At 36.2% G+C, this 22,783-nt stretch carries 18 protein-coding genes; 4 read left to right on the plus strand and 14 right to left on the minus strand.

Annotated elements, in window-relative coordinates:
- Window positions 1-171: 171 nt before the first annotated feature.
- Both TJ68_RS05155 and TJ68_RS05160 read left to right on the plus strand, forming a co-directional pair.
- Window positions 172-1,260 (plus strand): YkvI family membrane protein, encoded by a 1,089-nt coding sequence (locus TJ68_RS05155; protein ID WP_040929096.1) that lies wholly within the window; start codon window positions 172-174, stop codon window positions 1,258-1,260.
- Between the two features lie 142 nt (window positions 1,261-1,402).
- Entirely contained in the window at window positions 1,403-2,491 is a 1,089-nt protein-coding gene (locus TJ68_RS05160) for a YkvI family membrane protein (protein ID WP_040929097.1), read from the plus strand.
- A 59-nt stretch (window positions 2,492-2,550) separates the two neighbouring features.
- Here TJ68_RS05160 and TJ68_RS05165 read toward each other — a convergent pair whose 3' ends face one another.
- The 7 genes from TJ68_RS05165 to hflX form a co-directional block, all read right to left on the minus strand.
- On the minus strand, window positions 2,551-3,885 hold the full coding sequence (locus tag TJ68_RS05165) for a protein adenylyltransferase SelO family protein (protein ID WP_052327327.1): 1,335 nt from the start codon (window positions 3,883-3,885) through the stop codon (window positions 2,551-2,553).
- A 5-nt stretch (window positions 3,886-3,890) separates the two neighbouring features.
- Window positions 3,891-5,105 (minus strand): CynX/NimT family MFS transporter, encoded by a 1,215-nt coding sequence (locus TJ68_RS05170; protein WP_052327328.1) that lies wholly within the window; start codon window positions 5,103-5,105, stop codon window positions 3,891-3,893.
- 54 nt (window positions 5,106-5,159) lie between these two features.
- Window positions 5,160-6,101 carry a carbamate kinase gene (gene arcC / locus TJ68_RS05175; protein WP_040929098.1) on the minus strand — a complete coding sequence of 314 codons (942 nt, stop codon included), beginning with the start codon at window positions 6,099-6,101 and terminating at the stop codon, window positions 5,160-5,162.
- Between the two features lie 140 nt (window positions 6,102-6,241).
- Entirely contained in the window at window positions 6,242-7,462 is a 1,221-nt protein-coding gene (gene allC, locus TJ68_RS05180; RefSeq protein WP_040929099.1) for an allantoate deiminase, read from the minus strand.
- Between the two features lie 24 nt (window positions 7,463-7,486).
- Window positions 7,487-8,449, minus strand: a complete 963-nt coding sequence (locus TJ68_RS05185; RefSeq protein WP_040929100.1) for a 2-hydroxyacid dehydrogenase — start codon at window positions 8,447-8,449, stop codon at window positions 7,487-7,489.
- A 44-nt stretch (window positions 8,450-8,493) separates the two neighbouring features.
- Window positions 8,494-9,735 carry a methionine gamma-lyase family protein gene (locus tag TJ68_RS05190; protein WP_040929101.1) on the minus strand — a complete coding sequence of 414 codons (1,242 nt, stop codon included), beginning with the start codon at window positions 9,733-9,735 and terminating at the stop codon, window positions 8,494-8,496.
- The gene (hflX, locus tag TJ68_RS05195; protein WP_040929102.1) at window positions 9,732-10,958 is read right to left on the minus strand and encodes a GTPase HflX; all 1,227 of its coding nucleotides are present in this window, start codon (window positions 10,956-10,958) and stop codon (window positions 9,732-9,734) included. Before hflX ends, TJ68_RS05190 begins: the two co-directional genes overlap by 4 nt.
- Before the next feature lie 100 nt (window positions 10,959-11,058).
- Between hflX and TJ68_RS05200 the strand changes: the two genes are divergently transcribed.
- Complete coding sequence (locus tag TJ68_RS05200; protein ID WP_052327329.1) at window positions 11,059-11,550, plus strand: thioredoxin domain-containing protein; 492 nt, start codon at window positions 11,059-11,061, stop codon at window positions 11,548-11,550.
- 8 nt (window positions 11,551-11,558) lie between these two features.
- Here the strand turns inward: TJ68_RS05200 and miaA are convergent, their stop codons facing one another.
- From miaA to TJ68_RS05235, 7 genes are all read right to left on the minus strand, one after another.
- Window positions 11,559-12,467 (minus strand): tRNA (adenosine(37)-N6)-dimethylallyltransferase MiaA, encoded by a 909-nt coding sequence (gene miaA, locus TJ68_RS05205; protein ID WP_040929103.1) that lies wholly within the window; start codon window positions 12,465-12,467, stop codon window positions 11,559-11,561.
- The gene (locus TJ68_RS05210) at window positions 12,457-13,338 is read right to left on the minus strand and encodes an alpha/beta fold hydrolase (RefSeq protein WP_040929104.1); all 882 of its coding nucleotides are present in this window, start codon (window positions 13,336-13,338) and stop codon (window positions 12,457-12,459) included. The genes miaA and TJ68_RS05210 overlap by 11 nt, the downstream gene beginning before the upstream one ends.
- Window positions 13,339-13,352: 14 nt before the next feature.
- Window positions 13,353-15,182, minus strand: coding sequence for a DNA mismatch repair endonuclease MutL (gene mutL / locus TJ68_RS05215; protein ID WP_040929105.1), 1,830 nt, complete (start codon window positions 15,180-15,182; stop codon window positions 13,353-13,355).
- Between the two features lie 12 nt (window positions 15,183-15,194).
- A complete protein-coding gene (mutS, locus tag TJ68_RS05220; RefSeq protein ID WP_040929106.1) occupies window positions 15,195-17,663 on the minus strand; it encodes a DNA mismatch repair protein MutS in 2,469 nt (822 codons plus the stop codon).
- A 333-nt stretch (window positions 17,664-17,996) separates the two neighbouring features.
- Window positions 17,997-18,422, minus strand: a complete 426-nt coding sequence (locus TJ68_RS05225) for a YlbF/YmcA family competence regulator (RefSeq protein WP_040929107.1) — start codon at window positions 18,420-18,422, stop codon at window positions 17,997-17,999.
- Window positions 18,423-18,480: 58 nt separating this feature from the next.
- Window positions 18,481-20,295 carry an ABC transporter ATP-binding protein gene (locus TJ68_RS05230; RefSeq protein ID WP_040929108.1) on the minus strand — a complete coding sequence of 605 codons (1,815 nt, stop codon included), beginning with the start codon at window positions 20,293-20,295 and terminating at the stop codon, window positions 18,481-18,483.
- Window positions 20,288-22,009 (minus strand): ABC transporter ATP-binding protein, encoded by a 1,722-nt coding sequence (locus TJ68_RS05235; protein WP_040929109.1) that lies wholly within the window; start codon window positions 22,007-22,009, stop codon window positions 20,288-20,290. Before TJ68_RS05235 ends, TJ68_RS05230 begins: the two co-directional genes overlap by 8 nt.
- Before the next feature lie 198 nt (window positions 22,010-22,207).
- Between TJ68_RS05235 and TJ68_RS05240 the strand changes: the two genes are divergently transcribed.
- Entirely contained in the window at window positions 22,208-22,753 is a 546-nt protein-coding gene (locus tag TJ68_RS05240; RefSeq protein ID WP_040929110.1) for a hypothetical protein, read from the plus strand.
- Window positions 22,754-22,783 lie beyond the last annotated feature (30 nt).

Consider the following 22,783-nt stretch of genomic DNA (forward strand, 5'->3'; position numbering starts at 1 on the left):
TGTTTATCTTTTTATTTGACATTAATGCGCTATCATTTTTCTAATTTCAGAGAAAAATTACACTATGTAAATTATGGTTGTTTTATTTAACGTATAGTGTAATATCCTACTTTACATATAATCTACGTTCTGTATAATCGAAAAATGTATGTATAAAAGGGAGATGATACATTGAATATTAAAGAACTCTTAAAATTCGCGTTCGCATATTGTGGTATCGTCATCGGTGCTGGATTTGCGACTGGTCAAGAAATCATGCAGTTCTTTACTAATAACGGAATAATGAGTTTCGCAGCAATTACGCTCGCTGTTTTAATGGTTACTTTTGCATTTAGACAATCAGCAAAAGTTGGTTATTTATATGACGTTGAGTCACATGAGTTACCACTCATAAAATTATTCGGTAAATATTTTGGAAAATTTTTAGATTACGCACTTATATTCTTTATGTATGTAACATGTTTTGTCATGATTGCTGGTGGTGGTAGTAACTTAAACGAAAGTTTCGGTATGCCAGTATGGGTTGGATCGATCGTTATGATTATATTAGTGTCTATTACACTGATGTTAGATTTTGATAAAATCATAAACTTACTCGGTATCGCAACACCAATTCTTTTAATTATGGTTATCTTTATGACAATTTTCGCATTTATCAATGCAGACCTTTCATTAATAGAAGGTGCGAAATATGCGGATTCTACAGTACCACCTTGGAATGTTTGGTGGATTGATGCAACAGTCTACGCTGGACTGATGTACGGCGTTGGATATAGTTTTATTACGATTATGGGATCAGATACGAGACTTTACGAAGTTGTTAAAAGAGGTTCATTACTCGGTGGACTATTCGTTCTAATTTTAATGCTTCTATTAAATGGTGGATTATTATTAAATATGGATATTGCTGTAACTAGAGATATTCCAGCACTCGTCGTAGCAAACGCAGTGCATCCTCTATTTGGTTCTATCTACTCTATTGTAATTATCGTACTTATTTACAATACGGTAGTGGCACTCATGTATGCAGTACTCGTTAGATTCACTGAAGCTAAAAGTAAAAAGTATGTCGTACTACTCAGTGTTTTAATGGTCGTTGCGTTCTTATTTACTCGCATCGGATTCGTTGAACTCATTAATATATTCTATCCATTATATGGTTATCTCGGTATCATTATCGGATTCGGATTCTTCGTATTATGGGTTAGAAAAAAAATACAACGTTCTCCGTACTACGACAATACAAATAGTGGAGAATAGTTATCATTACCTATCCAAAGTTTTGGATAGGTTTTTTTGTGTAAACAAACCACCTCATAATCAATACAGCCCTATAAGAGTCATTGTAAACTTTACATATTTCATCCGTATTATATAATTGTCATGTATAGGAGATGGTTTTTTGAATATAAAGGAACTTTTAAAGTTTGCCTTTGCGTATTGTGGTATCGTAATCGGTGCCGGATTTGCAACTGGCCAAGAAATTATGCAGTTTTTTACAAATAATGGAATGGCGAGTTTCATATCTATTATTTTTTCTGTTTTAATTATGACGTTTATTTTTAGACAAATAGCGAAAGTCGGATACTTATATGACGTTGAATCACACGAATTACCACTCAATAAATTATTCGGTAACGTGTTTGGACGTATACTTGACTATTTGCTCATATTCTTTATGTTCGTCACGAGCTTTATTATGCTAGCTGGTGGCGGTAGTAACTTAAATGAAAGCTTTGGTATGCCGACATGGGTCGGTACAATTGTATTAATTGTACTCGTCTCAATTACGTTAATGTTAGATTTCGATAAAATCATTAACTTACTCGGTATTGCGACACCGATTCTTTTAATTATGGTAACAATTATGTCGATTTACGCATTTTCAACAGCAGATATGACACTTTCTGAAGGTGCAACTTATGCGGACTCAACAGTACCACCTTGGAACAACTGGTGGATTGATGCGATCGTATATGCCGGATTAATGTTCGGCGTTGGATTTAGTTTTATTACGATTATGGGTTCTGACACGAGATTATATGAAGTAGTAAAAAGAGGTTCGTTACTCGGTGGCTTCTTTGTTTTAATTTTACTTCTATTAGTAAACGGAAGCTTATTACTGAACATGGATAGTGCAGTAACTAAAGACGTACCAGCATTAGTTGTCGCAAACGCTGTACACCCAACTTTTGGTTCTATATACTCGATCGTCATTATCGTACTTATCTACAACACAGTCGTTGCATTAATGTATGCGGTCCTCGTTCGATTCACACGTTTTAGAAGTAAACAATACGTCATTTTACTAGTCGTATTAATGATCGTATCATTCTTCTTAACACGTATCGGTTTCGTTACATTAATTAACATATTCTATCCATTATATGGATATTTAGGAATAATCATCGCAATCGGCTACTTTGTACTATGGGTGAGAAAGAAAGTTCAACGCTCACCGTATTACGACAATACAAATAGTGAAGAATAAAATAACACTCCTAAATTGGACGACCAGTTTAGGAGTGTTTGTTTATGTTCTATATCCTCTCACGTTCCACATGTCGTATAAAAGTCGTTTCCTCTCGACTCTTTTAAGTACTCTGGAACGTTGTCATTATATGGTTTTGTACTTGCCTTTAGCATTTCATGCACTTTGTTGTAATCCCCATTTATTGCATCTTCTATCGCTTGTTGTACAGTATGATGTCTCGGCACAAACGATGGATTTTTTTGTTTCATTAAGTCATAATCTACGACGTGGTCACGATAATTTGGTGTAAATTCAAGTGTTCCTAAAGCGAGTTGTCTAAACGTATTTGTATAGTCGAGTTGTCTGTGTTCGATTTCCTTTAAAAATTCAATAATCATTTTTCGGTCGTTTTCATCGTTATAGTCAATATCTTCTATACCGATTTTTTCACCCATTAACGTAAACCATTTGCGGTTATAAAATTTAGGGAACTGATCGAGTACCGATTGTGCAATTTCAACCGCTTCTTTTTCATCGTCACTAAATAATGAAATCATTGCCTCTCCGAGTTTGCTTAAGTTCCAGTGCATAATTTTCGGTTGGTTTTGATAACGATATCTGCCGCCTTCATCAATTTGGCTAAATACTGCGTCTTGATGATACGTTTCTAAAAATGCACACGGTCCAAAGTCTATTGTGGTGCCGTCAATCGTTACGTTATCAGTATTCATAACCCCGTGAACAAATCCTACACTTTGCCAATGAGCGACGAGTTCTGCTTGTTTTCTTACGACCATTTCAAAAAACATTTTGTATTTTTGGTTATCATCAATATCTTTTAAATACGGATAATGTCTATTAATTGAGTAATCGACGATTTGTTTTAAATACGGTTCTCCAGCTATATTGCCAAATTGAATCGTACCAACACGTAAATGAGAATTCGCAACTCGGATGAGTAACGCTGCCGTTTTATCGACTTCTCTTTCAGCAATTTCTGTCGTTTCTAATAACGCTAAACTTCTCGTCGTCGGTATATGAATGTTATATAAAAACTCTGAGTAAATATATTCTTTAATTGCAGCATCGATCGGCAGTAATCCGTCACCACCACGAGAATATCTCGTCGGTCCACTACCCTTTACAGCTATGTCTACAGGTGAATGGTCTAATAATGTTTCCCCTATTATTATTTGTCTGCCATCACCTAAAATCACTGGATTCCCAAACTGATGACCAAAATAACTTTGAGAAAATGGTGACTTTTGATTTTTAAATATATCCGATGCATTTTTAAAGTCGAATTTACGACCTAACGGTACGTTAAATAGTTTCTCTTTAAAATCATAATTTAATGACTCATGTGCTTCATAAAATATTTCACTGTTATCTAAATATGTGTAGTTATACATAGTTTCTACCTCTTTGTAAAAATCGTTTCTTCGATTGTTTTATCTTCAGTAGCAATCATTAACGTTATAAATACCATTATACTTAACAGAATGAAAATATAAATATTAACGATTTCGTTTTGAATGTGATCTTGAATTATACCCATTAAGAGTGGACCGGTCGCTGCGATAATGTAACCGACCGACTGAGAGAATCCAGATAACATCATGCTCCCGTCATATGTATTCGCCTTTAAAGAAAATAGGACCATACATGTTGAAAAAGCCGAACCAGCACTACTACCAATAAGTAACATCGCAATGAGTAATACGATGTTTTGTTGAACGAACATTAAACTAAACCCTGTAATGAAACATATAAAGATAATGATGACTGGTATTCGTTTGTTTTTTACACTTTCAACAAATTGAGGGAAAATAAACGCAATCGGCACTTGAATAAACTGTGCGAGCATAAAGTAGTATCCTGCAGTTTTAAATGTCAATCCTTGTGCAACTAAAATTGTCGGAACCCATGCGACTACGCTATAAAAAATCATAGATTGTAATCCGAAGCTAAGTGCGAGACCCCACGCTATTCTCGATTTTTTTATGTCTTTCACAGTGAGTGAAGGTGTATTTTCATCGACACCTTTATGATGATAAGTCGGTGCTTTTAATTGTTTCATCCAAAAAATAATCGCAAAGAGCGCTAAAATAAGCCAAATCGATAATGATAATTTATAGTCATATCGACTCACCTCTGATAGTGGAACAGATAAACCACCACCAACACCCGCCATACCATTCATCACAGCACCGTATAAACCAGTGACAAGACCAATATGAAGCGGGAATTTTAGCTTCACATAACTCGGAATCGTCACGTTTCCAACTGCTATCCCTAATCCGATAATAATTGTTCCTAATATAAACCACTCGACACTCGATAAGTTTCGAATGACGAGACCACATAATATAAAAATTAAAGAATAAAATATGATCAGGTTAATAGAATATTTTCTTACGAGTTTCGGTATAATTGGTGACGCGATACCAAATATTAAGAGTGGTATCGTCGTGAGAAGTCCAGCGACTGTATTCGAAATATTTAGTGATGCTTTAATTTGATCGACTACAGGACCAACAGCTGTAATTGGTGCACGTAAAATCGATGCAACGAGCATCAATGAAATAATTAGCATCCACTGCTCTTTTAAATCATATAATTTTCCACTCAATGGTATCCTCCTTAAACTAGAAAAACACAGCCAATAATTGGCTGTGTAATTATATTATAACGTAATATGAGTACCCGCTTCACCTGCTAATGCTTTAACTGCATCAGATAATGAACAAATAATCGATTCTTTTCCTTCTCCAGATTTTGCGAAACCAATTGCTGCCTCTACTTTAGGAAGCATTGAGCCTGATGCGAAGTGACCTTCTTCTATATATCGTTCCATTTCTTCGACAGTGACGCGTTCTAATTTTGTTTCGTTTTCTGTACCATAGTTAATAAGAGCGTTTGGTACATCTGTTAAAATCATTAACTTGTCTGCATCACTTTGTAGTGCGAGTTTAAGTGCTGAACGGTCCTTATCGATTACAGCGTCCACTCCGTGAATGACACCGTCTTCGTCACGCCAAACCGGAATACCACCACCGCCTGAAGAGATAACGATCGATTCTTCAGATAGTGTTTTAATTTCTTCGACACCGTGAATAAGTTTTGGTTCTGGAGACGGTACGACGCGTCGATATCCACGCCCTGCGTCTTCTTTCATATCGTATCCGAGTTCTTCTTCCATACGTTTTGCTTCTTCTTCAGTGAAGAATACGCCGATTGGTTTTGTCGGATTTTGGAACGCTGCGTCGTCTTTGTCAACTTCAGTCATCGTGAGTAATGATACGACGTTTTTGTCGATATTTGCTTCTTTCAGCTTGTTTTTTAGCGCTTGCTCAAGCATGAATCCAATCATACCTTGTGATTCCGCACTACTTACAAATACTGGCATCGGTTTAATGTCAGCTTTAGCCGCTTCATTTTGAGCAATAATAAGACCAACTTGAGGTCCGTTACCATGAGTAACGATAATTTCGTGTCCTGCTTTGATGAGGTCAACCATACTCGTCGCTGCGCTATACACGTTTTCGTACTGGTTCTCGTAAGTTGGTTCTTGTTTTGGTTGTAAAATTGCGTTACCACCTAATGCTAAAACTACTTTTTGACTCATTCATACCACTCCTGATTAAATATTTAATTGATGCCATATGGTCACTCACATTTGACGTAAGATTTAATTTATACAGCATTTTTATTTTATCAAAACTTTCTTTATGAATAAATAAGTAATTTTAGTGATTTCATATATTTTTAATACGCTAATTTATACAACGCTCCTGCTAAAACTTCAATCCCTTTAACTAAATCTTCGATATCTGTGTCTTCTTCGACGTTATGAGATAATCCACCGATAGATGGTACGAACAACATACCTGATGGTACAAACTGTGAAAATATTTGTGTGTCATGACCTGCGCCTGAAACCATAAGTTTATAGTTCCCTGAGGTTACTTCTTTTGCAGAATCTTCGATTGTTTTTATAATTTTTTCATTCATCAATGTCGGTTGTTCATCTAAATGAAGTGTAATCGTCGCTTCTAATCCATTTTTTGTAGCAACTTCTTGAATCGTATCTTCGACAATTTTACTAAAGTGATTTAATTCGACTTCATCTATATGACGCGTGTCTACACTAAATTCAATTTCACCTGGTACAACGTTCGTGACGTTTGGAACGAGGTTTACTTTACCAAATGTAATGACAAGTGGATCTCCAATCTCTTTAGCTTTCTGATCTAGTCTTTGTACGATTTCGCTAAATGAAACAACTACATCTTTTCTATAAACCATCGGTGTTGTTCCAGCATGGTTTGCTTCACCTTTTAACTTTATATAATATCGTTTAAAACCAACAATACCTGTAACGACACCGATTTGTTTTTGTTCTTTTTCTAGCACTTGACCTTGCTCAATATGAATTTCTATCCACGCTTTAATGTCGTTTCGTACTTTGTCATCTGTTCTAAAGTCAAAATCTGATTGTCTCATAGCGTCGACAAAATTAACGCCATCAGAGTCTGTGAGTCCTTTTACAATTTCGTTATCTTGGATGTTAAAGAAGTTTTTACTGCCCCAAAATGCAATTGGGAAACGGCTACCTTCTTCTTCAGCGAGTGCGAGTACTTCAATATTTTTCTTAGGTTGTCCGTACTTTTCTTTTAAGTAAAGAATCGCTGTAAGTCCTGCGAGAATTCCGTATTGCCCATCGAGATGACCACCTTCAACGACAGTGTCGATATGAGATCCCGTTAAGATCGTCTCATCGCTGTTTACTCCAACGAGTTTACCTGAAACATTACCGATAGAGTCTTGAACGACTTCTAATCCGTGATTATCAAACTCTTTAATGAGGGCATTGACGGCAGCCTTCCACTCATCTGTATATAATAATCGTGTAATCCCACGTGGTTCTAAACCACCAAAACGAGAAAATTTTTCATCTAACTTTATAAACGTTGAACGAATATCCATATATCATGCCCCTAATTAAATCATTTAGTTCATTAAGTTTTGAGGATTTCCTTCTAAAAACTTAATCGTGTTTTCAAACGCAATCTTTGCTCTTAACTCCATCGCTTCATCTGTTAAGAATCCAACGTGCGGTGTTAATACTGTATTTTTAGCATTTAATAGTTTGTAGTCTCCTGGAATTGGAGGTTCCATATCATATACATCGATCCCTGCTCCAGCGATCACTTCGTTATTTAACGCATCTGCTAAAGCGTCGTTATCAACGACTGGTCCACGTGCACAGTTAATTAAAATGGCACTTTCTTTCATTTTTTCAAACTCTTCTTTACCGAGTAAATGATGAGTATCTTTCGTTGCTGGTACGTGTAAAGTAATGATATCTGACTGTTTTAACATGTCATCTAAATCCATATACTCCATACCGAGTTCTAGCGCTTCAGGTTTTTCACTCGAGCCGTTATAAGCGATTAAGTTCGCGCCAAACGCTTTAAATAGCTTTGCAGTTTCTAAACCGATTTTACCTGTTCCGATAAAACCAACTGTTTTTCCTTTAATTTCTCGACCTTGGAATGCACCGGGGAATTCTTCAGCTTTTCTCGTATCAATGTCTCCTTCAGTGATTTTTCTAAATACGTCTAACGTTAAACCGAGCGCGAGTTCAGCAACAGCTGTATTAGCGTAACCTGCAGCATTACTTAAAAGAACTTTTTCTGTCGTATTTGCGTCTTCTAGTTCCACGTGATCGACACCTGTAAATGCGACGTTGATGTACTTTAAGTTCTCATTTTGTTCGATTGCTTCTTTTGGATATGGATTGTTCGCAATCATAATAACGTCAGCATCTTTACTACGTTCGATTAATTCGTCTTTATCTGTCGTTTTCTCGTTGTAGTACACAAACTCATGACCTTTCTCTTTAATCGGTTCTGCGAGTTTTTCTACCATTTCATCCGGTATGTTTAGAGGTTCTAATAATTTAACTAACATAAGTACCATTCTCCCTTCACAATTCGCTATACCCATAAGCGTTTCTATATAATCCCTTTCTCGCTCCAGTGCGTCAGGACTTTCTCGAGTGCGTATTTGACGTGCTCGTATACTAAGCCACCTTGCATAAATGCGATATACGGTTCTCTCACTGGTCCATCTGCAGATAATTCTAATGATGCACCTTGTATAAATGTACCTGCTGCCATAATTACTGGGTGCTGATATCCTGGTATTAAATCTGGAATCGGTAAAAACTTAGAGTTTACAGGGCTCGCGCTTTGTACCATTTGTATAAATGAAATCATTTCTTCTTCAGTGTTAAACTGAATGCTTTGTATTAAGTCAGTACGTGTTTCATCAAATAATGGATCTGTACGATACCCTAATTTCGTTAACACGTGACTCGTAAGTAGCGCCCCATTTAAACTTTCAATGACAGCGTGCGGTGCCATAAATAATCCTTGATACATATCGAGTAGTACTTCTAGTGACGCACCCATTTCTTTACCGATACCAGGGACTGTTAATCTATAACTGACACGTTCAATTAAATCTTTACGACCTACAACGTATCCACCCATTTTAGCAAGTCCTCCACCTGGGTTTTTTATTAAACTTCCAGCAGCGATATCCGCTCCGACTTCAATCGGTTCTCTACGTTCTACAAATTCACCATAGCAGTTATCGACAAATACGATAATATTTGGATGACGTTCTTTAATCGTTTTTATAACCGCTTCAATTTGTTCAATCGTTAACGATTTTCTCGTCGAGTATCCACGTGAACGCTGAATACCGATTACTTTAGTGTTGTCTTTAATATTGTTTAAAATCGCATCGATATCGAACGCTTTATCGTCAATTAAATCGACGTAATTAAAATCAATGCCGAGTGCTTTCATACTTCCGACGTCTTCCTCACTATCTCCGATCACTTTCTCTAACGTGTCGTACGGCCAACCCGTAATGTATAATAACTCGTCACCACGTTCTAATAACGATAAAAGGCTGAGAGAAATCGCATGTGTTCCTGAAATAATTTGTGCGCGTACGAGCGCATCTTCTGCTTTAAAAATATCTCTATAAATATCTTCTAATTTGTCACGACCCGTGTCGTCATACCCGTAACCTGTCGTTCCAGTAAAGTCACTTTCCATAACGGAGTGATCGTTAAATGATTGCATCACTTTTTTAAAGTTGTCGTATGCAATTTGTTTATTCTGTTTTACAAGTGGTTCTATTTCTATTTCTGATTGCTTAATAATCTCTAATGCGTGTGTCATTGTTTCTCCTTTAAAATCTCTTGAACGATACTTATATCTTTTGTGTATCCTTCAATTTTGTATACTTCTAACTCCTCGTCAAACGCTTCTTTCGTCACGTACGTTCTTTGTTTTAAATCATATAATTCGTTGATTTTACTCGGTTCAATATTTCTATTATACGCTTCATAATGCATTTTTATCCCGTCTTCTAAACAGTTTAACAGCGTACGTTTTGGGATAAATTTATTGACGATAAAATACATTTCCTCTGTCACATAATTTAAATTCGGATTTAAGTCACTTTTATTGAATAGTACAATGACCGGAATGTGTGACATATCGAGCTCTTTTAATAGAGCGATCACCGTATTAAAATGGGCGTCGATATATTTTGAGTTGTTATCGATGACGTGAATTAAAAAGTCACTGTCACGTGCTTCTTCTAGCGTAGATTTAAAACTTTCAACGAGCGTCGTCGGTAATTTTTGAATAAACCCAACCGTATCTGTCAAAATCGCATTAAAACCATTTTGAAATTCTAACTTTCTCGTCTTCGGATCGAGTGTTGCGAATAATTGGTTAATTTCTTTTGTGTCCGCTTCAGTAAGTGCATTAAACATCGCTGACTTCCCGGCGTTCGTATATCCTATCAAACTAAATTTAGTGACATTACTACGATTTCTTTGATCGCGGTAATTTTGTCTCGTATTTTCAATCGTCTTTAGTTCTTTTTTAATCTCTTTAATACGTCTATTAATATGTCGTCGGTCGGTTTCTAATTTCGTTTCCCCAGGACCTCTCGTCCCGATTCCCCCACCAAGACGAGATAAGTTAATACCTTGTCCGCGAAGTCTCGGGAGTAAATACTCAAGCTGAGCGAGCTCGACTTGTAGCTGTCCGGCTTTCGTATTTGCACGTAAACTAAATATGTCTAAAATGACTTGCGTTCGATCGAGAACAGACGTATCGAGTATACTTTCAATATTTCTATTTTGTGATGCTTTAATTTCATCGTTTACGATGACGTAATCGAGCGTGTCATACATCGCTTTAACTTCTTCTAAAAAGCCACTTCCGACATAGTAACGCGTGTCGACTTCTTGGCGATTTTGAATGTGCGTATTTAATATGTCAATGCCGATAGATTCAGCTAAAACCTTTAATTCAGATACTTCACTTTCAATGTCTTCAGTACCTTTTGTGTTGACGGCGATAATGATGCCTGAAAATTGTTGTGCCAACTTCTGTCACCTCCAAATTTAAAAATATTATCTGTTTTGTGTTTAACGTCAGTGTTTTAAGTGAATATAAGTAAGGCGAATAGATAAGGGTGATAATTAAATGGTACGTGAGTTTTACGATTTAAAAACAAGAGATATCCATAAAAACTTAATAAAAATGTCCGATTATAAAGATTATGTTGTACTAATTGTTACGATGGCGAGTAATATCGACCGTTTTAATGATTTAACGATGCTAGAGAAACTCTACAGCAACTTAAAAGATCAAAAATTAGAAGTTCTTCTATTTCCAACAGATCAACTCGATGAAAAAGAAACACTTCGATCTACTGAACTCGACCATGCGTTACATCAAGCGTTGTCCATCGATTTACCATTAATGGAAAAAGTGGATGTAAAAGGTGATACGAAACATCCGATTTTTAGTTACTTAACTGAAGGTAAATTTAAAATGTTTAAAAACGACGTAAAACGAAACTTTACGATGTTCGTCGTTTCTAGAACAGGTGAAATCGTTAAGCGACTCAATCACGATGTGAATTACGAAAGTCTATATAATATAATCGAACCATACTTAGAAGAAAGTGTATAGTAAAAGTCTCATTGATTTATGATCAATGAGACTTTTTTTATAAACGCCTCTATTCTTTCAAATATCTCCGTTTCATCAGTACCAACTTTATACCATTCCACATTCAATTTATTTCTTAAATATGTCAACTGACGCTTCGCGTATCGTCGTGAATCTTGTTGGATATCTTCAACTACTTTATCAAACGATTTTTTACCATTAAAATAATCGATGAATTCATGATATCCAATTGCTCCAAGTGCTGTTTTAGATAAGTCATACGTTTCAAAGAGGTTACTCACTTCTTCTTCGAGTCCTTCATTCATCATCGTTAAGACTCGCTCATTAATACGTTCGTATAATACATCTCTATCGTCATATAACCCGATAATTAACGCGTCGTATTTTTCTTCAATATCATGTGACGTTTTCGCACCTAAATCATGTTTTACGAGTATACGTATCATACGTTTACGATTGTTAATATGAACGTCTTCATTTAATGCTTTTATTTTCTCATACAATGTTTCACTAGAAAACGTTTCGTAATACTGTACACGTGCTTCTTTCTCTTTATGATCTTCATCGTCAAACTGAAAATCGTTAATAAGCGCATGGATGTAAAACGCAGTACCACCAACGATAAATGGAATATTATCGTTTTTATATTCACGTTCCATTAACTCTCTGACTCTCGTTTGAAATTCTTTTACAGAAAATTCTTCTTCTGGTGATAAAATATCGATCATTTCATGGCGAACACCGTCCATCTCTTCACGAGAGATTTTACCAGTTCCGATATCCATCCCTTTGTACACTTGCATCGAGTCGCCACTAATGACGTTTAAATTAAATCGTTTTGCGATTTTAATAGACATATCTGTTTTACCAACAGCAGTCGGCCCGACGAGACAGATTATTTTTTGTTTATTCTCCATCGATTACCTTGTCCATCCACTCTAAAATCATACGGTAGACGTCATTTTTAATATCTTCGTTTAAAATTTCATGACGATATCCTTCGTATAATACAGATTTTGTGTGTAATCCGTGCGCTTTTAAAGTCGCATCTAACACTTCAACATCTCTACCGTGATGACTAAATGGATCATCTTTACCGCTTATTAATAAAAAATGTGTGTCTTTACTATAGTGTCCAATAATATCTTCACTATTTACTGCAAAAATCGCGTTGTTCACAGCTTTAAACGTATTAATCGATACTGGATGACCAGATAATGGATCTTTGTTGTAGTTCACGACGTTTTCATAGTTTTTACTAATCCATCTATTTCTCGCTGTTCCTTCCACTTGACGATCAAACCCAGAAAATGCGAGACGATTAATAAGTAAACTCTTAGCGTCTGGTAAAACTTTAGCGACGCCGTTAACAAATGCTGTTTCAATCATCTCCATCGGCGACGTACGATTACCTGTTCCTACAATGATTGCACCCGCTGGTTGAATGGTTGAGAGTAATAATCTTAAAACGATACTCCCCATCGAATGACCGATTACAAATTTCGGTAAATCTTCTGGAAGTGAGTCGTACACGTCTTTGGCATCTCGAACGAGCGTTTCAAAACTTCCGATTTCTCCGCGATTCCCATTATCTCTTAAACCGTGTCCGTTATGGTCATATACGACACCATATATGTCATGCTCTTTAAAGAAGTTTAAAAGATAATCATAACGTCCACTATGCTCTGAAATTCCGTGAAGGAGTAACATCGCAGCTTTTGGGTTTTCTGGTTCATATACTTTTACGTCAATCGCTTCATTTCGCGTATAGACGAGTTGTTGTTTCATTTAATAAACACCTCTTACTTCATAATACGATTAAACATTTTTTCAATTTCATACGTCGTCCACTTAATGATGACAGGTCTACCGTGTGGGCATGTATATGGTGACTTACACTTTGATAAATCATTTAATAATGCACGCATTTGTGTTAAATCTAAATAATGATTCGCTTTAATCGATTGTTTACAGCTCATCATAATCGACATCTCTTCACGATATTTATTGACTGAAAACTCATCAGTATTCGAGATAAAATCAATGACCGATTCGATATCTCCTTCTGGATCGTCTTTTAATATCCACGACGGATATTCTGTCACTGTATATTGTTTAATACCCGTTTTTTCAATATTAAAGCCGAGCGCTTTTAAATCTTTTAGTTTTTCATCGATTCGAATGACGTCGTCATATGAAAACTCAAAGTGATATGGTAACAGTAAAGGTACACGCTCATCACTATTTTGAATGTTTTCATAGAAATACTCATACTTAATACGCTCTTGTGCAGCATGTTGGTCCATTAAATACATACCTTCATCGTTTTGCATGACGATATATGTGCCGTGAATTTGTCCGACGATTTCTAAATACGGTAATTTTGAATCGTTATAATCATCATACGACTCACGTGAATGACTCATATGCTCTTCTATTGGCGTATTCACATATGACGCTTCATCTTTATTTTCCGTATTAAAATCAAAATTATTTTGAGTTTTGTTTTCTTTATTCGAGAATGTGTTTTCCCTTTTATAATCTTTAAACGTATTGTCAAATACTGGACGTGATGAAAAATCAAACACGTTTTGTGTCATCACTGGCTTTTCAGTTTTCTCACGCGCTTCAATTTCTGGAATGAGACGTTCAGAACGTAGCTCTTCACGAATCGTCTGTTCGATTAATTGCTGTAACTCTTTTAACTTAGACAGTCGGACTTCAGTTTTCGCTGGATGGACGTTGACGTCTACGAGTTTTGGATCCATGTCGATATTTAATATGACGACTGGATATTTATTTTTTGGTAATAATGTATGATACGCTTCAACTACACTTTGTACGAGTCTAAAATCTTTAATAATACGTGAGTTGATTGCAAGATTAATATAGTTTTTGTTACTTCTCGTAATTTCTGGTCGAACGATAAACCCTGATAATTTATAATCCGGAGTTTTCGCTTCTACTTTTACACTATGTCTCGCGACATTTAGTCCGTACACATCAGAAATGACTTCTTGTAAATTTCCATTTCCTTTTGTATGAAAACGGACTTTACCGTCAAATGCTAATTTAAACTGAATATGCGGATGGTTAAAACTAAAACGCTGCATAATATCGATAATACGACCCGCTTCAGTTTGTAAACTCTTAATATATTTATAACGTGCCGGCGTATTAAAAAATAAGTCTTCAATCGTAACGACTGTCCCGACACGTGATTTTCCATCGGTGTAATTTACTTCTCGACCACCACTATACTCGAGTTTAAACGGTTGTCTATCTTTACGATAACTTTCAACTGTCGCTTTAGACACCGCTCCAATACTCGCAAGTGCTTCGCCTCGAAATCCCATCGAACGAATTTCAAATAAGTCATAGTCTTCAGCGATTTTACTCGTGGCATGACGCTCAAATATTAAACGACTATCTCTGTCGTCAATACCTTCGCCGTTATCGACGACACGTATCATTTTTAGTCCGCTTTCTTCTATAAACACTTCAATCGACGTCGCATTCGCATCTATAGAGTTTTCAACGAGCTCTTTAACGATCGAACTTGGACGTTCGACTACTTCACCAGCCGCAATCTTATTTTGGATAACTGGATCTAGTACGTGGACTCTCTCCATATAATCCCCTCTTTACTTTAGTTCGTCTTGAAGTTCACTCAGTAATGTCAACGCTTCTATCGGTGACATATGATTTACGTTTAATGCTTTGATTTTTTCTTCTACAACACTAAACGTATCTGTGTCTTCTTCTAGCGATAATTCAAGTTGTGTGACGTCTTCTTTCTTATCGTAGTTCGCTTCTTCTAAACGTTTTAGCACTTTTCTCGCTTCAATCGTCACTTCTCTTGGAAGGTCTGCGAGCTCTGCTACTTGTATACCGTAACTCTTTTCAACTGCACCTTTTTCCACCTTATGTTGGAACTCAAGTTTACCGTTCTTTTCTGACGCTTTAACGTGCACGTTCATTAAGTGATGGAGTGACGCGTCTAAATTCGTCAGTTCATGGTAGTGCGTTGAAAATAGCGTTTTCGCACCGATATGATTATGAATATACTTTAACATCGCTTCAGCGAGTGCCATACCGTCGTACGTACTCGTACCTCTTCCAAGTTCATCAAATATAATTAAACTATTTTTTGTCGCGTGTTTTAACGCATCATTTGCTTCCATCATTTCTATCATAAATGTCGATTTACCACTCGATAGATCGTCACTGGCACCGATTCTCGTAAATATTGCGTCAAATATAGGTATCTTACATGACGAAGCTGGTACGTTCATACCGATTTGCGCCATAATTGTAATCATCGCAACTTGACGCATATACGTACTTTTACCACTCATATTTGGTCCAGTAATTAAATAAATAAACGTATCGTTGTCCATAACGACGTCATTTGGTACGTACGTTCTTTCTCCGAGCATCTTTTCAACGATTGGGTGACGGCCATCGATAATTTCTAATTCTCCGTCCGTAAACGTTGGTCGGACGAGTTGATGCGTATTAGAAACGTCTGCAAAACTAATTAAGCAGTCAAGTATAGACAGTTGTTCACTCGTACGTTGAAGTCTTGCAGTGTGTAATTTCACACTGTCACGTAACTCGACGAACATTTCATACTCTAAGATGACACTTTCATCTTCTGCTTTTAGTATTTTATCTTCCATTTCTTTTAACTCTGGCGTAATATAGCGCTCTGAATTCGTTAACGTTTGTCTACGGTCATATCCAAAGTCTTCAGCGTTAAATGTCGCTGCTTGTCCTTTAGAGATTTCTAAAAAGTATCCGAACACTTTGTTAAAACCGATTTTCATATTTTTAATGTTCGTTCTTTCTTTTTCAGTTTCTAAATAATTCTCTAACCACTCTCTTGAGTTATGTTGTAAATCTCTTAACTCGTCGAGCTTTTCACTAACACCTGATTCAAAAATATTACCTTCACGAATCGTCTTTGGTGCGTCAGACTTTAATACTTTTAGCATTGCGTAGACGTCACTTAACACGTCAAAGTCTTTAAATAACACGTTATTAATTAAACCAATCGATGAAAGTAATCGGTATACGTCAGGTAGGCCTTCTAAAGAATCTCTAAGTTCTACAAATCCTTTGACATCGATATTTCCAAAACTCATTCGACCTGTCAATCTTTCGATATCATAGACGTTATTTAACGCAGCTTTTATATCTTCACGCTCTATAAAATTATCGAGTAACACTTGAACGACGTCTTGACGGTTTTTAATCTCATTAACGTCTATTAGTGGTGATTCAATTAAACGCTTCAGTTTACGTCTCCCCATCGGTGTTTCTGTTTGATTTAAATACCAATATAACGACCCTTTTTGTTTTTTAGTTTGAAGATTTTCAACGAGCTCTAAGTTACTAATCGTCGACTGCGATAACTTTAAATGTAAGTCGACATTGATCTCGACGATATCTTTTAAGTGCGTCAGTTTTTGTTTGTTTTGAGTTTCTATATAAGAAAGTAACTGTGTATGAGCATTCTCTTCACTATGATCTACGACAGTGATTAACGGTGGATCTGTAAACATGTTTTCAAGTACAGTTTCTCCGTCATTTGTCGTTACAATTTCTCTCGCATTTATACGTGATAGTTGAGTGTATAACGTATCTGTGTCTTTCGTTTTAAATTGATACATATCGCCTGTTGAAATATCTCCGTAAACGACTTCGTACGTATCCTTATTTACATATAGCGATAAAATATAGTTACTTTTATCTTGTTCGATACCAAAATCATCGATTAACGTTCCAGGTGTAATGACGCGAACAACTTCACGTTTCACCATACCTTTTACAAGTTTAGGATCTTCCATCTGCTCACAAATCGCGACCTTATGACCTAAGTTAATGAGTTTTTCAATGTAGCGCGTCGCAGAATGATGCGGTACACCTGCCATCGGTACTTTACTCGTTTTATCTCTCGCAGTTAACGTAATTTCTAACAGCTTAGCCGCTTCAACAGCATCGTCATAAAACAACTCATAAAAATCACCAAGTCTAAAAAATAAAAAGGCATCCTGATAGTTTTCTTTAATCGATAAATATTGTTTCATCATCGGAGTAACGTTCGACATATACACTCATCCTAACCATTAATATGACTTAAATTATACCATGAAAAAAAGAGTGGCTCTAGCCACTCCCTTACTCAACGCCTTCTTTAGATTATCTGAGCCTATTAATTACTTTTAGAATTAAATAACCGATAATATATATTATTGATATAATTATTAAAATTGAAAACGGAGCTACAGCAGCAACTATCATAATACCCCTCCTATTGTATTGTTTTATTCATTAGTTCTCTAATACTTTTTAACTATTCTATTAAAAAGTATATTATCATATAATGAAAGCGTTTAAAAGTATTTTTTTTACAATAAAAAAGAGTGGCTCTAGCCACTCCCTTACTCAACGTCTTTACTTGCTTTGTTGTTCATCGCAGCGCCAGTTTCACCTTCTAAGTGATCTCCACCTGTACGCTCGATAATTTCATATGTCACTGAACTACTAATCGCGTGTGACACCATTTGTAAAATGTCGTTTACATTTTCTTGCGCATCGATAAATTGCTGAACGATTGGCATATCGTCAAGTTCTTTTTCGAGTGCGTCAATTTTCTCTTGTGCAAGTTCATATGCACGTGTTTTCCCGTAACTTTGGAAGTTTACTGCTTGTTGTTGCAGTGAACGTAAACTTGCCATCTTTTCACGGATTTCTTTATTTTCGTGAATTTTCGCCTCTGCCTTTTCAAAGAATTTCACTTCTTCAGTTTCCGAAATCATTTTACCGACTTCTTTTGCAGCTGCTACAATTTCATCTTTTGTCGCCATTATAACTCACCTTTTATTTTTAGTATGTCACTATTATAAAGTATATCATTGAATATTACTATCCGTTCACCATTTTATAATATACACCTTTTTGGTCGAGGAGTTCTTTATGACTTCCGGTTTCAATAATTTCACCATGTTCTAATACGATTAAACGGTCGACTGCGCGCACTGTATTTAATCGGTGTGCGATGATTATAGACGTACGACCTCTCATTAAGCTTTCTAATGCTTCTTGAATCTTTAACTCTGTAATCGTATCGATACTTGACGTCGCTTCGTCGAGTAATAATATATTCGGGTTACGAATAAACGCACGTGCGATTGATATAAGTTGACGTTCTCCGACGGATAATGCATGATTTTCTCCGTCGATTACTGTGTCGTATCCATGTTCAAATTCCATAATAAAATCATGAGCGTTCGCATTTTTACATGCTTCGATAATTTCTTCATCAGTTGCATCTAACTTACCGAACCGAACGTTTTCTTTAATCGATGCGTTAAATATAAACGGATCTTGTAGAACAAACGCACTGTTTTCTTTTAAGACGTGTCGCTTATAGTTTTCGATATTTTCCCCGTCGATTAAAATCTCACCTTTATCGACTTCGTAAAATCGATTCAGCAATTGTACGATCGTCGTTTTACCTGCACCTGTCGAACCGATTAACGCAATCGATTCACCCTGCTTGATATCAAACGATACATCGTTAATTGTCGGACGTTTTTGATCTTTGTCGTAACTAAATACGACGTTTTTAAACTCGATATGACCGTTTAAATCTCTATCTGTAATCGTACCATCATCTTTTTCTGGTTCAGTATCGATAATATGGAATACACGCTCTGCCCCTGCGATTGCAGAAAGTACTTGGTTAAACTGGTTCGCTAGGTCTGCGAGTGGACGCGTAAATTGTCTCGCATATTCAGCGAATACGACGATAATACCAACTGTTACAGTATCTGTCGTTAGTGCGAGTATCCCACCGATACCTGCTACGATAGTAAAACTTAAGTTGTTTAACATGTTCATAATTTTAGGAATCATACCACTATAAAGGTTCGCCCAAAATGTGACGTCACGTAAGTTTCTCGTTCTCTTTTCAAATTGGTCGATGACATAATCTTCTTGAGAGAATGCTTTAACGATTTCTTGACCAGAAATTACTTCTTCGATATAAGCATTTAACTCTCCAGTACTTCTTTGACGAATTCGATATAACGGACGCGTACGGTTCGTTATATACTTTACCATTACAAATAATAACGGAATGATCGTAAGCGTAAGTACTGTTAGTAACGGGCTTAAGTACAGCATGACTGAAATCGTACCAACAAGTGTAATTACAGATGTCGTAAACTGTATGAATGAGGAGTTTAACGTTTGAGAGATTGTCTCGATGTCGTTTGTCATACGACTCATTAACTCCCCCTGTTGACGCTTATTGTAAAAGTCGATCGGTAAATACTGCATATGATTAAATAATCGATATCTCATATTAAATACTGTACGTTGACTCGCACCAACCATAATAAACGATTGTGCTAACGTCGAAATACTATGAAGGACATACACGCCGAGTAATACGAGTAATAGAGTTACAAACCCATCAAACTCTTTTGGTACGAGATAATTATCGATCGCTCGACCGACTAAAAATGGACCGATGATACCGAGTAAACTCGTAATGACAACGATAAATATAACGAGTAATACTTTGTAACGTTCATCTCTCATAAACTTCCAGAGTCGCTTTAACGTACCAGACATATTCGATGCACGTTGCTGATTATGTTTTCCTTTATTACCAATATCTTCTTTTTTTAATATTGGTTTTAAACCGAAAGGTTCTCTTATAAATTTAATCATCAAACGACCCTCCCGTCTTTTGGCTTTCTACAATCGATTGATATAACTCTGATTCTTTCAGGAGTGAATCGTGTGTGCCAATTGCTGATACTTTTCCTTTTTCAAGAAGAAGTATTTTATCTGCAGTTTGTGCAGTTGAAATTTTTTGCGTAATAATAATTCTCGTGACGTTTAAATCACTCATCTCTTCCCATAAACTAGTTTCAGTCGTTCTATCTAGTGCACTCGTTGAGTCATCTAATATAAGGACGGATGGACGCTTTAGAAGTGCGCGTGCAATGGATAGACGTTGTTTTTGTCCACCAGATAACTGCACGCCGCGTTGACCGACTTGTGTGCTATATTGATGATCAAAACGAATAATATTGTCGTGGACTTGTGCTTTTTTCGTCGCATTATAGACGTCAGCCTCCGTCGCAAATTCGTCTCCCCACAACATATTTTCAAAAATTGTACCGGTGAATAATACTGCCGACTGAGGGACGTAGCCAATGAGTTCTCGTAGTTCATTGACGTTCCAATCTTTTACATTTTTACCGTCGACATACACTTCTCCGTGCTGTGGATCATATAGTCTCGGAATAAGATTCACGAGTGAACTTTTACCAGAACCAGTCGCTCCCATGATGACGAGTGTTTCATTTTTATCGACTTTAAACGATACGTCCTCTAATATATTTGAAACGCTGTTCACGTATTTGAATGTTACATTTTTAAACTCTACAGAAGCACCTTCTTTGTTGTCGATCTTCTTAGCAGACTCTTCTTCCGTAATATCTGCATGTAATACTTCACTAATACGGTCTGCTGAAGCTTTCGCACGCGTTGCTGAAATAATTAAGAAACTAAACATGGAAAATCCGCCTTGCATTCTTAACGCGTAGTTAATGACAGCGACGACTTCACCGACTTGTACTGAACTCGATTGTAATAAATCAGACGATACGTAAAGGACGAGTAGTAAACTTCCGTTCATGATGAGTAAAAGAACCGGTAAGATCGACTCCATTAATCTGAGTCCAAAAATCATATCATCGCGCAGTTTACCTGCAATACCACTAAAGCGATTCGATTCATATTCTGCACGGTTGTTTACTTTAATTAAAAGCATCCCGCTTAAATTCTCTTGGAAGAAGCGGTTAATCTTGTCGAGACGTCTTTGAATTCGACTAAAGATTGTCGCTCCCATTTTCGCAACGATATATAAAAAGACGAGTAAAATTGGTGTTAATAGTGTTAAGTAAAATCCAAGTTTTACGTTTACGACAAATGACATCACTAACGACCCGATAACGAGAAGCGGTGCACGTAGTAATATACGCATTCCCATAAATAATAACATCTCAGAAATTAAAACATCTTGAGTGAGTCTCGTAATTAGTGTCGAACCGTTAAATTTTGATAACGTCTCTAACGAGAAACGTTGGACACGTTTAAAAATTGCATTTCGTAAATCATTACCAAATGCATTTGTTGCAAAGCTCGATAAATATGTGTTAAAAATACCAGCAATAGTTGAAATAATCGATGCAAATAACATCAGACCTAAATAAAACCAAACGGTATTTAAATTATTTTCTGCAATCCCGTCATCGATTACCCCCTGGATAAATAACGGCTGAATTAGCTCCACCGCAAGCTCTACAAACATAAGTAAAAGCCCGATGATGATCAGCCATTTATACTTTAGCGCATAACTAAAGACTGTTCGCATAGTGACACCTCTTATTTCGGTTTTCGAATTACTTTAAACCTATTTTAGCACAATTAAACTGAACTTACTGTTGAAGTAGATTAAATTTTCAAAATCATTCTTTCGTCCGAAACACAAACAATGATTATAGAATTTTTAACTTGATTCCTATATATTAAAAGTAACTTTTTAAACGAAAATCTAAGGAGTTAATAAGATATGGATGTTCAGTCAGAAACGTTTCAAGTAGAACAGCTGAAACGTAATATAGATAATTTTCTAACGCATATTAGTGAAGACACTATGAAAACCGCGCTACAAAACATACAGAAAAGACGTGCGGAAAATGATATTAAAGTTGTCCCAGTCGACGTTTTAATTGATGATAATCGTAGACTCATCACAAGTTTACGTGAAAATAACATTTTCAACATCAGCGATTTAAGACGGTTTGATTCGAAGTCTTTACAAATCGTACTAAAAGGAGCCGAACCTGAAGAAGTCGAACGATTAGTTGAAGATAAAGACGAAATGATCCGAGACATTACGAATCATACTTTTCCAAAAATTGATATTGATAATTTAACTCAAGATGCGCGTACATTATTAAATTATTGGTACTTTAATACGACGTACAAAAATGAAGTAGAACAATTAAAAAATGAAACTGTTACAGATGACGCGGAAAATCTATTAAAAACGATGAAGAAAAACGTGGTATTTTTATGTCGTGGTTTCAATCTTCATCTGAAAAAGAAAAATTAACGCGGCGTTTCATCAATTTGAAAAAGTACA

The organism is Nosocomiicoccus massiliensis (assembly GCF_000438455.1).
Classification (GTDB): domain Bacteria; phylum Bacillota; class Bacilli; order Staphylococcales; family Salinicoccaceae; genus Nosocomiicoccus; species Nosocomiicoccus massiliensis.

Bases quoted from the DNA above. Each gene is read 5' to 3' on its own strand.
- TJ68_RS05165 (WP_052327327.1), bottom strand. From the start codon at position 3,885: ATGTATAACTACACATATTTAGATAACAGTGAAATATTTTATGAAGCA.
- TJ68_RS05210 (WP_040929104.1), bottom strand. From the start codon at position 13,338: ATGAAACAACAACTCGTCTATACGCGAAATGAAGCGATTGACGTAAAA.
- miaA (WP_040929103.1), bottom strand. From the start codon at position 12,467: ATGGAGAATAAACAAAAAATAATCTGTCTCGTCGGGCCGACTGCTGTT.
- TJ68_RS05235 (WP_040929109.1), bottom strand. From the start codon at position 22,009: ATGCGAACAGTCTTTAGTTATGCGCTAAAGTATAAATGGCTGATCATC.
- TJ68_RS05190 (WP_040929101.1), bottom strand. From the start codon at position 9,735: ATGACACACGCATTAGAGATTATTAAGCAATCAGAAATAGAAATAGAA.
- mutS (WP_040929106.1), bottom strand. From the start codon at position 17,663: ATGTCGAACGTTACTCCGATGATGAAACAATATTTATCGATTAAAGAA.
- TJ68_RS05240 (WP_040929110.1), top strand. From the start codon at position 22,208: ATGGATGTTCAGTCAGAAACGTTTCAAGTAGAACAGCTGAAACGTAAT.
- arcC (WP_040929098.1), bottom strand. From the start codon at position 6,101: ATGAGTCAAAAAGTAGTTTTAGCATTAGGTGGTAACGCAATTTTACAA.
- mutL (WP_040929105.1), bottom strand. From the start codon at position 15,182: ATGGAGAGAGTCCACGTACTAGATCCAGTTATCCAAAATAAGATTGCG.
- TJ68_RS05185 (WP_040929100.1), bottom strand. From the start codon at position 8,449: ATGTTAGTTAAATTATTAGAACCTCTAAACATACCGGATGAAATGGTA.
- allC (WP_040929099.1), bottom strand. From the start codon at position 7,462: ATGGATATTCGTTCAACGTTTATAAAGTTAGATGAAAAATTTTCTCGT.
- TJ68_RS05200 (WP_052327329.1), top strand. From the start codon at position 11,059: ATGGTACGTGAGTTTTACGATTTAAAAACAAGAGATATCCATAAAAAC.
- TJ68_RS05230 (WP_040929108.1), bottom strand. From the start codon at position 20,295: ATGATTAAATTTATAAGAGAACCTTTCGGTTTAAAACCAATATTAAAA.
- TJ68_RS05225 (WP_040929107.1), bottom strand. From the start codon at position 18,422: ATGGCGACAAAAGATGAAATTGTAGCAGCTGCAAAAGAAGTCGGTAAA.